Genomic DNA, 13,114 nt, shown 5'->3' on the forward strand with positions numbered 1-13,114 from the left:
CCTCAGTTAACGCTCTTCGTGAATCAGGCTGCCGGTCAGGATGCAGAACACCCCCATCAGATCGGCATGACGGATAATGATCGACGCCTGCTCATTCACTTTTGGTTTAGCATGGTAAGCGATACCCAATCCCGCCGCCTTGATCATCGGCAGATCGTTGGCGCCATCGCCAATCGCAACCGTTTGTTCTGGCGCGATTTCATGACGTTCAGCGAGATTCTTCAGGGTATCGGCTTTAAATTGGGCATCCACAATCTGCCCCAGCACTTCGCCCGTCAGCTTACCATCGCGCATTTCCAGCTCGTTGGCGACGGCCGCAGCCAGATGCAATGTCTGACGCAAATGGTCGGCGTAGTAAGTGAAGCCGCCGGAGGCAATCGCCACCTGCCAGCCCAGCGCCTGCAGTTTATGTACCAGCGTGGTCAGGCCCGGCATCAGAGGCAGCGTATCGCGTACCTGCTTAAGGATGTTGGCATCAGCGCCCGCCAGTTTTGCCACGCGCTCACGCAGGCTGGCTTTGAAGTCCAGCTCACCGCGCATCGCGCGTTCGGTGACTTCTGACACCTGCTCGCCGCAGCCCGCCAGTTTGGCGATCTCATCGATGCATTCGATCTGAATCGCGGTGGAATCCATATCCATCACCAGCAATCCTGGGGTTTTCAGATGCGGGATCTTGCCAAGCGGCGCCACATCAAATCCCACATCGTGCGCCAGTTTGGTCGCACGGGGCGTCAGCGAACCGGCCAGACGAACCACCTGATACTCATCGACATTCCAGGCACTGACGATCACCATCGCCGCACCCAGCAGATGCTGATAATCGGTCAGTTTTTGTTTATCGAGTCCGCGCCCATACAGCAACCAGCCAGTCCGACCGGCACGGTAATCCAGCGGCATCACTTCATCACCGCTGAGAGAAAGGGGTAGACCCGGCCAGAGTGAAACATCGGCGGGCAGATCGCACCAGGTAAGACGATTTGGCATTACAGCTCCTGTAGGGACAACAAAACCACGCAAGAGGCTACCTTGTCTGCGCGGGTTCTGGCAACATAATTGCCAGCCTTTCTGCTGTTACGTCACACGGGTTTCTGATGGTTAAAACCGCACTGAAATTTCGCCTGCATCGCACGGTGATTGTTCTTATCTCGCTGGCCCTGTTAGTGGTGCTGATGCAAGGGGCATCCTGGTTCAGTCTCGGCCACCAAATGGCACGCTCTGAGCAGGTGGAAGAACTCGCGCATACGCTGACGCGCCAGGTGGCATTTAGCCTCAAACCGCTGATGGACAACAGCGACGACAACCGTACGCAAATCGAAGCCATCCTTAATCAGATGACCGATAACAGCCGCATTCTGGATGCCTCGGTGTATGCCGACGACGGCAGCCTGGTGGCGCACAGCGGCGAAAGCATTAACGTGCGCGATCGTCTGGCGCTGGATGGTAAACGTGCCGGCAGCTACTTCAACCATCAAATCGTGCAGCCGCTGGAAGGCAAAGAGGGGCCACAGGGATTCCTGCGCGTGACGCTGGATACCCACGTGCTGGTCACCGAATCACGCCAGGTGGACAACACCACCAACATCTTGCGCTTGATGATGCTGCTGGCGCTGGCGATTGGCATCATCCTGACACGCACCCTGCTGCGCGACCGCCGCACCCGCTGGCAGCAATCACCATTCCTGCTTACCGCCAGTCGCGCAGTGAAAGAGGATAAGGAACGTGAGGAAGAAGAAGCGGCCACCAACTCAGAGAATGAAAAAAGCCGTTAAGCCATTTTGCGGATGGTCTCATCCAGCGTATCCAACTGCTGCCATGCTTGCGTGGCGATACGCTGGAAGTTGGCGCTGAACGTTTCGTCATCCGCAATCGCCTGCCAGTAGGTTTTCGCCATAGTGCTGGCAGCACGCCACACCTCACCTGGTAATGAAAAATCCAGCGTTAATGACAGTTCATCACGCATATGCCCCTGCGCGTTCGGTGCCAGTGCCATAGACAGCATGTCGTAGGCTGGCGTCAGACTGAATTTTTCCTGGTCGGTGAAGAAAGACAAATTCCCTGCGTGCATATCACTGTTACCAATCAGGCGACCAAATGCCCATTGCAAGGTGCCACGCTGTAGGGTGACATCATCAATGCGCTGCTGATGGTGCAGTTCACGCAGCGCGGCAGGCCAGTGTTGTTGATGACCAACAAACTCTGCGCTGACGGCCTCAAGTGAACTCATCTCACGTCGACCACGCTCACCGATGCGATCAAAACGCTGCACTTCGAGAAATAACTGCTCTGCACCTTCAATCAACTGGCTCTGCGCCGCGGCCACGCCTGTAGCATGCAAATGCTTTAATGCCAGATGTTCCGCACGTAGCAAATCGCGCCAGCGCTGCGCATTATCACTGTGGCGCGCCACAGTGAATTTCACCAGACAGTGACGATCGCCATTGTCTGTCGCGGCATAACAGAGGAATTTAGGTTGCTCGCCCCCCGCTGATGACCCGGGCTCATCCCCACTCAGCGCATGATGTGCTCGCTGCGGATACGTTAACGTTTTCTCTTTTTCGCTGATGGCGTGCGGTGCTTCCTGCTCTAACCAACGCTGATAGGTGTGTTCACCGATGATGAACGCGCCCGGCATATCGACACCACCGCTTGCCAACGCCATTAAGCACTGATCATCACTCCACAGGCGAATGTCATCATTCAATCCTAATGGGTGGGCATTCTCTCTACCCCACTGACGACCGATAAAGCCCTGCGGGCGCATATCCTGTAAAAACCACGGCAACCCTTCGAAAAAGTGGCCTCGGCCCTGCTCATCCTGATGCAGGCAACTGCCCTGCGGCCAGGTGGGTAACAAAGCACCCGCGGGCTGCGCCTGTCCTTGTGCAGAAATGCGATACAGTGGGAAGCGGCTTTCGCCGCGAATCGGACGGAGCAAGGCATAACGCGTCGCGCGGGCTTTGCCCCATTTCACGATTTGGGGCTGTTGTCGTAATTGCCGCGACAACGTCGCCTGACTAATGCCAGAGCGTTGCAGTAAATCGGCTGCACTGAGCGGTCCCGCTAGCAGCAAACTCTGCAGATCGGCCATTGTCGTTCACCCTATCAGCGTCTGATGAATAGATTCGTGAATAGATTTATGCATAGATTTTATCATAAAAAAAGCCCGCACAGCGGGCTTCTTCGAATCATCACAACGTTAACGGTGAATAGATACTTTTAGCGTTGTGTCATTAACGCCTGCAGCTCAGCCAGGGTCTTCACCTGCCAGGTCGGTTTGATATGTTCCGGCAACGGACGCGTGCCGTGATCGATCCAGCAGGTTTTTAGCCCGGCATTCATCCCACCCAGAATGTCAGACTCAGGTGTATCACCGACCATCAACACCCGGCTGCGATCCGGATTACCGAGCAGTGCCAGCGTGTGGTCGAAAATTGCCACATCCGGCTTCGGTACGCCGACCTGCTCAGAAATCACCAGCTCATCAAAGAACTCGCGGAATCCGGTACGTTCCAGACGTGCCTGCTGCAAAGCGGTGAAGCCGTTGGTAATGATGGCGATCTTCACCTTTCCCTTCAGCGCATTGAGCAACTCAGCAGCACCGTCGAGAGGCAGGCAAATATCTGCCATGGCACTGAGGAAATCGCTGTTCAGCACTTCAGGCGCGACGCTGAGTTTCTCACCCCACAAGGTGAAACGACGTGTTTGCAGCTGCAAGGCTGAAATGGTGCCGTTTTGATAATCGACCCACAGCGGTTTGTTGATCACCTGATAATCGGCGTAATCTTGATCGCTGAAGTGCACGTCATAGCTGGCAAACATGCGCTGTAAACCGGCGTAAGCGTCAAAATGAAAAAGTGTGTCATCCGCATCAAACAGGATGCAGTCCCAGTCGTTTAACATAATGTCCCTTTTTAGAGAGTGAGCGCCATGATAATGGCATCTTCACGGCCGTTGGCGGTGGGATAGTAGTTGGGGCGTACGCTGACCTGATGGAAATCCAGTTGCTCATACAGCGCAATCGCCGGGTGATTCGAGGCTCGCACCTCTAGCCACAGCGTCATGACATCGCGCTTTTCCAGCTCAGCAATCAAATGTTGCAGCAGCTGGCGCGCATAGCCACGGCGCTGAAAATCGGGATCGACCGCAATGTTGAACAGCGAGGCTTCATCCAGCACCACTTGCGTAATGGCGAACCCTGCCAGTTTACCTTCGGCTTCCAGACGATAATTCACAAAACGTTCGCCCTGATTGCTGGCAAACGTCTGCTCGCTCCACGGAAAGGCGTGGCTGCGACGTTCAATGGCCAGCAGCTGCGGCTGGTCTTCAGGGGTGACTAAAGAGATGGCTGTCATGGTTACACATCTGTTGCCACAGGGCGCGTTTTGCCGCACCACTGCTGATTAATTCGTTGAAAACGGCGGTGGAAAAGGTGATGCCGTTAAAGGTGTATTCGCTCTCGACGCCCAGCAACCAACCGGCACAATCCACCTGCTCAGGCAGCATCGGCAGCTGTTCCGGCGTCAGCGTCATCACCTGCGAAGGCTGAATATTCAGGGCATGCAGGACATCGCGAATTAAGGGTTCCTGCAGCGCGGGGGCATGCTCAGCCACCAACACCAGGCGGGTGTCCGGGGCCAGCGTCACGGCAATTTCGCCCTGCAGCACGCGCGGACGCCGCAATTGATACTGCGTAATCCCCATTTGCTGTAGAAGCCAGTCGCGCCTTGTGCTCATGCTATTACCCGTTATGCTGCCAGAATGCGACGCTATGCTAGCAAACCCATCGAACATGCGCCAACAAAGCACTATAATCCCCGCTCTGATTTAACAGGAGCGTTCCATGTCTGCTTTTACCCCGGCCAGCGAAGTCATTCTGCGCCACAGTGATGAATTTACCGCCCGCCATGTTTTGTTTGCTGGCGACCTGCAGGATGACCTGCCCGCCCAGCTGGAAACCGCATCATCGCGCGTGCACACCCAGCAGTACCATCACTGGCAGAACCTGAGCCGTCGCCTCGGTGAACGTGCGGTTTACAGCATGGTGGCCACTGCCGCCGATGTTGAAGGCTGCGATACGCTGGTTTATTTCTGGACGAAGAACAAGCCAGAAGCGCAGTTCCAGCTGCAAAACCTGCTGTCGCTGATGCCGGTCGGCTGCGATATCTTTGTGGTCGGTGAAAACCGCAGCGGCGTGCGCAGTGCAGAAGGCATGCTGGAAGACTGGACGAAACTGGAAAAAGTCGACAGTGCACGTCGTTGCGGTCTCTATCATGGTCGTCTGGATACACAGCCAACCTTTGATGCCAGCAGCTACGGCAATAGTTACATGATCGAGCACCTCACCATCCACACGCTGCCGGGTGTATTCAGCCGCGATGGTCTGGATATCGGTAGCGATCTGCTGCTCTCCACGCTGGAGCCGCACTTCCGTGGCAAAGTGCTGGATATCGGCTGCGGCAGCGGCGTGCTGGCCACCGTGATGGCACAAATCTCCCCGCGCGTGCGGTTGTGGCTGTGTGATGTGCATGCCGCAGCGATTGAAGCCAGTAAGCTGACGCTGGCCGCCAACGAACTGGAAGGGGAAGTGTTCGCCAGTAACGTCTTCTCGGATGTCTCCGGCCGTTTCGATATGATCATCTCTAATCCACCGTTCCATGACGGCCTGCAAACCAGCCTCGATGCGGCCAACACGCTGATTCGTGGTGCCTTGAAGCATCTGAACAGCGGCGGTGAACTGCGTATTGTGGCTAACGCCTTCCTACCCTATCCGCAGATTCTGGATGAGACCTTCGGTAACCACGAAGTGCTGGCGCAGACCGGACGCTTTAAGGTCTACCGTGCCGTCTACGGACGCGGCGCCAAAGCGCGTAAATAACCCATTTTGCGCTTCCCGACGGTGAAAATGTTGTTTTTTGCAGCAATCGTTTCATCGTCGTGAAATATGTATTGACGCAAAGAGTAAAATCTCTAGAATGCGCCTCCGTGGTTAGCAATACTTTAGAGTGTTGCAGGGTACGCGACGGTGGCGGAATTGGTAGACGCGCTAGCTTCAGGTGTTAGTGTCCTTACGGACGTGAGGGTTCAAGTCCCTCCCCTCGCACCAATAATCACAAAGTTTATATCATAGCACTGAGCGATGGTGGCGGAATTGGTAGACGCGCTAGCTTCAGGTGTTAGTGTTCTTACGGACGTGAGGGTTCAAGTCCCTCCCTTCGCACCAATGCGATGGTATAAACAAGACAAGTAAAGACAACACAATGCGATGGTGGCGGAATTGGTAGACGCGCTAGCTTCAGGTGTTAGTGTTCTTACGGACGTGAGGGTTCAAGTCCCTCCCTTCGCACCACGTTGTCTGAATTGCCTGCCCCTTCTGGTAGTAAAATCCCCATTTGAATCAAAAGAAAATATCACGCACTGAGCGTGATGTTGTCGTTTCTGTCATCCTGAAAGCAGGATCAGATGATATGGAAATTCACGGTGACCGCCGCCGCCCCGCCCGCCAATGCCAGGCAAGAAGGCAGCAGCAGATAGTGACGCAGACGATGATGGAACAACATCACTACTGTCATCAACAGCGCAACAATCATCACCACGCGCCACTGGCTGAAACTCGGCTCCCACAGCGCAAAAATCGGTAAAGCCGCACAGGGCAACAAGACTCCCCAACCGCTGTCTAGCCGCTTACCCATCATCCAGCTCACGCCCCATAAGCCGCAGGCAGCCATCATCGCCATGATCATCGCGCAACCCTCAAATGATAAATATTCGTATTATCATATGACAATATTTCTCATCTTGCAGCGCATTTTTTATCGAGGGATGCGTTGGATGACAGATTTACTGGAAAATGCTAAATTGCCGCCGATAACTATTTCGATAACACGTCAATAACGTGCTCACTATCCGATTTGCGGGAGTATTTCCCACGGGTAGCGCTTTGATATTTCAGGGCTGTGAAGAGTAATAATAATGAAATTACAATCTTATGATGAGTTGAAACACAGCAAATATCGGCTTTCGCTGATGCTCTTTTTGTTTTTAAATGTCGCCGTTTCGCTTTTTTGCCTGTTACCTTTTTTAGGCACAGATAGCCCGGTAAGCTCGCTGCCAGTAGGCATTGTCGCGGCTTTCAGCCTGACATTACTGACCGTTTGTCTGATGATGCCAAAACGGAAATTACCGCTATTAAATCCTGTTGCCATGATATTAGGTGCGCTCTGGGCATGGCACATTAACCACAGGTATCATCAGGTTTTTTATTTTGATGGCAGCTTTTTAATAATCAGCTTGTTAAGCGTATTTTTTGTCAGTGCCATTGCGCTCAGTGATTATTTGATCGCATTTTGTTTACACATTACGCCCCCCGTATTAACCGTATTGTTATTAGATGATGGTCAGCATTTAATGATGATCATTTTTACGATCACGCTGCCGTTGATTGGTTTCTCGCTGCATCATTTAATGCGCCGCCGCTTTGATACTTTTACCCGACGACTGGTTAGCCAGCTATATGAGGAAAAAGAGAGTTTTAGCGATTTGAGTATGCTGGATCCGCTCACTGGTTTGTATAACCGCCGTGGCCTGAAAAATCGCCTCGACACCATCCTGGAAAACCACGCGGGCAGTCATTACGTACTGCTGCTGGATATTGACCACTTCAAAGCCTACAACGACAACTACGGTCATGCGATGGGCGATCAGGCGCTGGCGCGGGTATCGGTTGCCATTCGTGATGCCGTGCGTTCACGCGATGTGGTAACACGGTATGGCGGTGAAGAGTTTCTGGTGCTGATGACCAACGTTAACGCATCGATTGCGATGAAGCTGGCGGAGCGCATTCGTCAGTACGTAGTGGACCTCGAAATCCCGCATCGCTTTAATGAAAAGGTCTCCACCCATGTCACCATCAGTGCCGGGATCGCGCCTATTTTTGGCGATGAGTTTGACCAGGCGGTGGCAAATGCTGACCGCGCATTATACGTCGCGAAAAATCAGGGGCGTAACACCATACTCGCCTGGGAAGATTTGCCGAGGCTGACGCAAGTCAGTAATGACCTGATGTAACCGGTAGATGAGCGAAGCCATTTATCACGGAGCGGCATCGGATCCTGATAAGTGGCGCCATCCCCCTTCTTCGCTTGATGACATCTTGTTCGCATTGACAGTAACGATTATCATTTGTCTCACGATTCCCGTTATCACTCAGGACCGGCATGACCATCATCACGCGTCAGGATCATCGCTTTAGCGACCATCCTCTGATCTTTATGCAGAGCGACCGCAGCTTAGCGAGCGCACTGGAAGATCTGATGCGTGATCAACGAAGCTACATGCTGGATAACGTCAAACTCGGCCAGGCCGCTCCCGCAGGGACCTTGACGCTGGCCGAGTGGTCCACTCCGCTTCACTATCGTCGTCTGACACAGCGCTATAGCGATTATCTCTATCGCAATCACCCTGATGTGCAACAGGAAGCCAAACCGCTGCAGTCACTTTGGGCACAATGGTATTTTGGCTTGCTGTTGGCCCCGCTGATGCTGATGTTGCTGCAGGAGCCGCGGGCATTGAAGTGCGCACCCCATCTGATTCATGTGGAATTTCATGAAAACGGCCATCCCTGTGCTTTCTGGATTGATGTGCAGGAAGATGAAGAGGCGCGTTACCTGAGTGCACAGCAGCGCATTGACCGCCTGATTCAGCAATGCCTGATCCCGGCTGTCAACGGCATGACGCAGCACGGTGATATCAACGCCAAACTCATCTGGAACAACATGGGTTATTCGTTTTACTGGTTCCTCGGTGAACTGAAAGGCCAGTTATCCGCGCCCGTCATCACTCAGCTGGAACAGGCATTGTTCTTCACCCAGACGCTGCTGGATGGCAGCGACAATCCGCTTTATCGCACCATGATCCCGCGTCATGGCGAGATGGAACGTCGCAGTTGCTGCCAGCGCTATCGCATTCCGGACGTGGAACGCTGTGGTAACTGCACGTTAAAAGTGGTTTAACCTGCGCGCATTCTGTTACAGATTCTCTTTTTATCCCGTTTACACTTTTCCCCCCTTATGGCAGCTTTTAGGCTCTGTTTTTACCGGAGAAAAAAATGAGCCTGGAGTCGGTACGGCACTTCTTTGCCGAACATGCACCGGATATCGACATCATCGAGATGCCGGAAAGCACCGCCACGGTAGAACTGGCCGCACGCGTCCATGGCGTGATGCCGGGGCAAATCGCCAAAACCCTGTCGTTGAAAGTGAAGGATGCCATTGTGCTGATCGTCACGCGCGGTGATGCCCGCCTCGACAACCGCAAGCTGAAAGCCGCACTCGGCGCTAAGGCCCGCATGTTGAGTGTGGATGAGGTGGTGAACTGGACCGGACATCCGGTAGGCGGCGTCTGCCCCTTTGGACTGGAAAATCCGCTGACCGTTTATTGTGATGTGACCCTGCGCGGTTTTGATGAAGTGCTGCCCGCGGCAGGTTCGATTCACAGTGCAGTGCGCATTTCGCCGCAGCGCATGGCTGAGCTGACTGCGGCGAAATGGGTCGACGTCTGCGAGGCGCTTTAACGCTGTTCGCGCGCCACGGCACCGGATATTTCAATACCCCGCGTCTCTCGCCCGAAGGCGACAAACACGCAAATCAGCACCGCCACCGTACCGGCAACGATTGCCATCCCCAGGCCGTAGTTGCCGCCGTGAGCCTCGGCAATGCGTGACTGCAAGGTCGCATTGACCGAGGCAATCAGATTACCCAACTGATAAACAAAGCCCGGCAGTACCGCACGTGCATTCGCAGGCACCAGTTCGGTAAGATAGGTCGGCACCACGCCCCACGCGCCCTGCACCATAAACTGCATCAGGAACGCGCCGATGCCAATCATCCAGGATCCGCTGGAGAACGCCCACAGCGGCAACACCGGCAGCGCAAGGAAGGAGGCAAGGATAATCGCTTTCTTACGGCCAATGCGTTCTGACAACGCACCAAAGGTAATCCCGCCCAGCATCGCCGCAATGTTGTAGCTGATGGCGATTATGCTCACGGTGTGCGGATCAAACTGATGCTGCACTTTCAGGAAAGTCGGATAGAGATCCTGGGTGCCATGGCTAAAGAAGTTAAAGCACGCCATCAGCAGCACCATGTAGATGCAGATTTTCCAGTGCTGACGAATAATCGGCAGCAGCGCCGTGCTCTCTTTACGCTCGCGTGCAGCCAGCCAGACCGGGGATTCCGGCACTTTAAAATAGATAAACGGCAGCAGCAGAATCGGCAATGCGCCAATCAGGAACATGCCGCGCCAGCCTACCGACTCGAAAAACAGGCCAAAAATGATCGAGGCCAGCAAGTAGCCACAAGGGTAGCCCGCCTGGAAGATGCCGGACATCAGCCCACGCGAGCGATCCGGAATGGTTTCCATTGCCAGTGAGGATGCCACGCCCCAGATGCCGCCCATCGCCACGCCGTAAATCACGCGGAAGGCGAGGAAGGCGGTGAAGTTCGGTGACCATGCAGAGAGCAGCTCAAACAGTGAGAACATCACGATATTGAGCATCAGAATCGGGCGGCGGCCATACTTCTCAGCCAGACGGCCAAAAATCAGCGCGCCAATTGGTCGAACCGCCAGCGTGAGCATAATGGCAACAGAAACATCGGAGACGCTGGTGTTGAAATACTGGGCAAGATCGCTGAGTACAAACACCAGGATAAAGAAGTCGAACGCATCCAGCGTCCAGCTGGCGAAACTGGCAAACGCCACGTTTCGCTGGGTCGCAGTCCAGTTGAACATAGGGGTATCCTGTCTGATTAGCTTCCGGTTCATTGACCAGAATTTATTGGAACGTTATCCGGCGAATGATTTCGCTGGTTATTATTGTGTTAACTATTTGTATATAGCATGTCAGAAAGGGGGGCTGCGGCGGGGAATTGTCAGGGAGTGATTCGCGGTGTAAGGAAGCGTGTCATCGAGTGAAACATTGCACCGCCGTACAGCAGTGCCATCTGAAAGGGCAAATTCCTGGCGGTATGGCAGGAAGACGGGGGCGCCTCAGTGTGCCGCCCCCATCTATGGGCATTCAGCGCTGCAGTTGATTAAACGCCTTTTCAATCATCTCCAGCAGCAACGGATTGTTGACGTTCTGCATCACGTGCACCAATGCCCCGGTCTGCTCCGGCACGCCAATGTCCAGGCGCAGTGGCGACCGATACCGCCAGCTCTTGCCGCGCGTTGCGCCAGCGCGTAACTCAATATCGACAAAGTAATCCACCCCATCCGCCACGCGCTGATTCAATAGCCAGGCAATCACCAGCGCATCGTGGATCCAGCAGCCTGGCAGATGGCGGGTGCGAATCGAGTAATCAATCCACGGGCGCAACGTTTCACGGACAAATTGCGGTAACGGATGATCGTTGGTCGTCAGACGATTAAGATCCTGATGGGTCATCAATGTTTGTGTCGTGGCGTCCATCGGCACCAGCGTGATGGCTGCACCGCTATGCAGCACCTGATGCGCCGCTTCGGGATCCAGACCAAAGTTGGTGTCTTTAATGTAATCATCTAAAGCGAACACACCGCCCATAATCACAATTTCTGCCACGGATTCAGCCATCTGTGGATAACGCTGCAACGCCTGCGCCACGTTAGTCAGAGGACCGATCGCCACCAGAGTAAATTCGCCGGGATTATCGCAAATCAGCTGGCCCATTACGCCTGCGGCATCATTGCCATCTGCCGCGAGCAACTGCGGCTTACGCACGCCCCGCCACAGTTCAGCGAGGTTCGCATCCTTGACGCCATCGAGGCGTGCGCGCCAGGGGGCGGGGTCTTCGCGGAGTGCCTGTAACGCGCCCTGCACCACGGGAACATTGAGTCCTAATCGCTGGAGTAAATCTTTGGCAACCTGCGCCCCTAACGCACTCGGCGTGTTGCCGGTGACGGTAGTGATCAGTTCAACCGACAGCGAAGGTGATGCCAACGCCAGTGCCAGCGCCAGGCCGTCATCGGTGTTCGCCCCTGCAATTCCATTTCCCGGATCACAATCAATAATCAGTCTTTTCATGATGTTATAGGTTTATTTTTGTTGAGTAAGCAGGCAGCCACAGGACTCACCGATTTCAAGATAGTGAGGGAACTCTGCCAGTTGGGCTTCGCCATCCCCATTTTTCAGCATGGCGATAGCGCTGCGTGCCATTTCCCGCAGCGGTTGACGTACGGTCGTCAATGTCGGGACATGGAACGCGGATTGATCGGTGCCGTTAAAGCACACCAGGGCGACATCCTGCGGCACGCGCAAACCGTGTTCAGAGAGCGCACGGATACAGCCAATCGCCTGGCCCTCATTGCTGGTAAACAGCGCGCGCGGCACCTGTCCGCTGGCAATCATACGTTTTGTAGCGTCATAACCGCCTTGTCGCGAGTAGCTGGCAGGGAAAATCAGGGCTTCATCTGCCTGCAGGCCTTTCTCTGCCATGGCATCGCGCCAGCCCTGAATACGATCCTGGGCATTCAACATCTCCAGCGGACCGCTGATCATGCCAACTTGTTGATAACCGTGGCTGAGCAGATGTTCAGTCACCTGACGCGAGGCCTCGCGCTCATTGACCCGCAACATGCTCACGCCAGGACGGGGGGCAACGCGATCCAGCATCACCAGCGGTGTACCACTGGCCTGAATCACATCAATGTATGGGTGGCGATCGACACTGGTATAAAACAGGCCATCCACCTGACGATTCAGCAAGCCCTGAATCAGTTCCAGCTCACGCTTGCGATCATCTCCGGCATCCCCCAGCAGCATCACGTGGCCGTGATCCAGCGACTCCTGCAGCAGCATATGCGCCATCGAAGCCACGAAGGGGTTGCTGATATTCGGCACCACCAGGCCAAAGGTTTTGGTGCTGCCGGATGCCAATGCTCGCGCCACCGCATTCGGTCGATAGCCCGTCTGTTTAATTGCTTCCAGCACGCGCAGCCGCGTGGCTTCCGCCACCGGGCGCGGTCCGTTGTTAATCACATAGCTCACTACCGCCACTGAGGTGCCGGCGGCTTTCGCCACATCGCTACGTGTTACATTTCCGCCTGGGGATTTCGCCAATGCTCTTGCCTCTGCATGAATGCC

Annotated in this window: 14 protein-coding genes and 3 tRNA genes; 8 read left to right on the forward strand and 9 right to left on the reverse strand. The window is 54.6% G+C overall.

Features of this window, described 5'->3' with window-relative positions; genetic code table 11:
- Window positions 1-6: 6 nt before the first annotated feature.
- Window positions 7-984, reverse strand: coding sequence for a phosphoserine phosphatase (gene serB, locus WFP70_RS07590; RefSeq protein ID WP_034826251.1), 978 nt, complete (start codon window positions 982-984; stop codon window positions 7-9).
- Window positions 985-1,091: 107 nt separating this feature from the next.
- Between serB and WFP70_RS07595 the strand changes: the two genes are divergently transcribed.
- Window positions 1,092-1,769 (forward strand): YtjB family periplasmic protein, encoded by a 678-nt coding sequence (locus tag WFP70_RS07595; RefSeq protein ID WP_337023114.1) that lies wholly within the window; start codon window positions 1,092-1,094, stop codon window positions 1,767-1,769.
- Here the strand turns inward: WFP70_RS07595 and yjjJ are convergent.
- The 4 genes from yjjJ to WFP70_RS07615 all read right to left on the reverse strand — a co-directional run bounded on the left by yjjJ (window position 1,766) and on the right by WFP70_RS07615 (window position 4,734).
- The gene (yjjJ, locus tag WFP70_RS07600; RefSeq protein WP_337023115.1) at window positions 1,766-3,088 is read right to left on the reverse strand and encodes a type II toxin-antitoxin system HipA family toxin YjjJ; all 1,323 of its coding nucleotides are present in this window, start codon (window positions 3,086-3,088) and stop codon (window positions 1,766-1,768) included. The genes WFP70_RS07595 and yjjJ overlap by 4 nt on opposite strands.
- A gap of 128 nt (window positions 3,089-3,216) precedes the next feature.
- Window positions 3,217-3,900: a pyrimidine 5'-nucleotidase gene (gene yjjG / locus WFP70_RS07605; RefSeq protein WP_337023116.1), complete on the reverse strand. Its 684-nt coding sequence runs from the start codon at window positions 3,898-3,900 to the stop codon at window positions 3,217-3,219.
- An 11-nt stretch (window positions 3,901-3,911) separates the two neighbouring features.
- On the reverse strand, window positions 3,912-4,352 hold the full coding sequence (gene rimI / locus WFP70_RS07610) for a ribosomal protein S18-alanine N-acetyltransferase (RefSeq protein WP_097118293.1): 441 nt from the start codon (window positions 4,350-4,352) through the stop codon (window positions 3,912-3,914).
- The gene (locus tag WFP70_RS07615) at window positions 4,324-4,734 is read right to left on the reverse strand and encodes a DNA polymerase III subunit psi (RefSeq protein WP_166935911.1); all 411 of its coding nucleotides are present in this window, start codon (window positions 4,732-4,734) and stop codon (window positions 4,324-4,326) included. Before WFP70_RS07615 ends, rimI begins: the two co-directional genes overlap by 29 nt.
- A 106-nt stretch (window positions 4,735-4,840) precedes the next feature.
- Here WFP70_RS07615 and rsmC point away from each other — a divergent pair, with 106 nt between their 5' ends.
- The 4 genes from rsmC to WFP70_RS07635 all read left to right on the forward strand — a co-directional run bounded on the left by rsmC (window position 4,841) and on the right by WFP70_RS07635 (window position 6,346).
- A complete protein-coding gene (gene rsmC / locus WFP70_RS07620) occupies window positions 4,841-5,875 on the forward strand; it encodes a 16S rRNA (guanine(1207)-N(2))-methyltransferase RsmC (RefSeq protein ID WP_337023117.1) in 1,035 nt (344 codons plus the stop codon).
- 141 nt (window positions 5,876-6,016) lie between these two features.
- A tRNA-Leu gene (locus WFP70_RS07625) sits at window positions 6,017-6,103 on the forward strand.
- 30 nt (window positions 6,104-6,133) lie between these two features.
- A tRNA-Leu gene (locus WFP70_RS07630) sits at window positions 6,134-6,220 on the forward strand.
- A gap of 39 nt (window positions 6,221-6,259) precedes the next feature.
- Window positions 6,260-6,346, forward strand: a tRNA-Leu gene (locus tag WFP70_RS07635).
- Between the two features lie 109 nt (window positions 6,347-6,455).
- On the opposite strand, the gene WFP70_RS07640 is transcribed toward WFP70_RS07635, so the two are convergent.
- Window positions 6,456-6,740 (reverse strand): DUF1435 domain-containing protein, encoded by a 285-nt coding sequence (locus WFP70_RS07640; RefSeq protein WP_097118291.1) that lies wholly within the window; start codon window positions 6,738-6,740, stop codon window positions 6,456-6,458.
- Between the two features lie 229 nt (window positions 6,741-6,969).
- Between WFP70_RS07640 and WFP70_RS07645 the strand changes: the two genes are divergently transcribed.
- From WFP70_RS07645 to WFP70_RS07655, 3 genes are all read left to right on the forward strand, one after another.
- Window positions 6,970-8,064 (forward strand): GGDEF domain-containing protein, encoded by a 1,095-nt coding sequence (locus WFP70_RS07645; protein ID WP_034826268.1) that lies wholly within the window; start codon window positions 6,970-6,972, stop codon window positions 8,062-8,064.
- 149 nt (window positions 8,065-8,213) lie between these two features.
- Window positions 8,214-9,008: a siderophore-iron reductase FhuF gene (fhuF, locus tag WFP70_RS07650; RefSeq protein ID WP_160868543.1), complete on the forward strand. Its 795-nt coding sequence runs from the start codon at window positions 8,214-8,216 to the stop codon at window positions 9,006-9,008.
- A gap of 95 nt (window positions 9,009-9,103) precedes the next feature.
- Window positions 9,104-9,568 carry a YbaK/EbsC family protein gene (locus WFP70_RS07655; protein ID WP_034826269.1) on the forward strand — a complete coding sequence of 155 codons (465 nt, stop codon included), beginning with the start codon at window positions 9,104-9,106 and terminating at the stop codon, window positions 9,566-9,568.
- Here WFP70_RS07655 and WFP70_RS07660 read toward each other — a convergent pair.
- The 3 genes from WFP70_RS07660 to WFP70_RS07670 form a co-directional block, all read right to left on the reverse strand.
- Window positions 9,565-10,818, reverse strand: a complete 1,254-nt coding sequence (locus tag WFP70_RS07660) for an MFS transporter (protein ID WP_182057222.1) — start codon at window positions 10,816-10,818, stop codon at window positions 9,565-9,567. The genes WFP70_RS07655 and WFP70_RS07660 overlap by 4 nt on opposite strands.
- Window positions 10,819-11,071: 253 nt before the next feature.
- The gene (locus tag WFP70_RS07665; RefSeq protein ID WP_038649259.1) at window positions 11,072-12,055 is read right to left on the reverse strand and encodes a nucleoside hydrolase; all 984 of its coding nucleotides are present in this window, start codon (window positions 12,053-12,055) and stop codon (window positions 11,072-11,074) included.
- Between the two features lie 12 nt (window positions 12,056-12,067).
- The gene (locus WFP70_RS07670) at window positions 12,068-13,090 is read right to left on the reverse strand and encodes a LacI family DNA-binding transcriptional regulator (RefSeq protein WP_058959396.1); all 1,023 of its coding nucleotides are present in this window, start codon (window positions 13,088-13,090) and stop codon (window positions 12,068-12,070) included.
- Window positions 13,091-13,114 lie beyond the last annotated feature (24 nt).

It is taken from the genome of Pantoea sp. USMM079 (genome assembly GCF_037153115.1).
In the GTDB taxonomy this organism is placed as follows: Bacteria; Pseudomonadota; Gammaproteobacteria; order Enterobacterales; family Enterobacteriaceae; genus Pantoea; species Pantoea communis.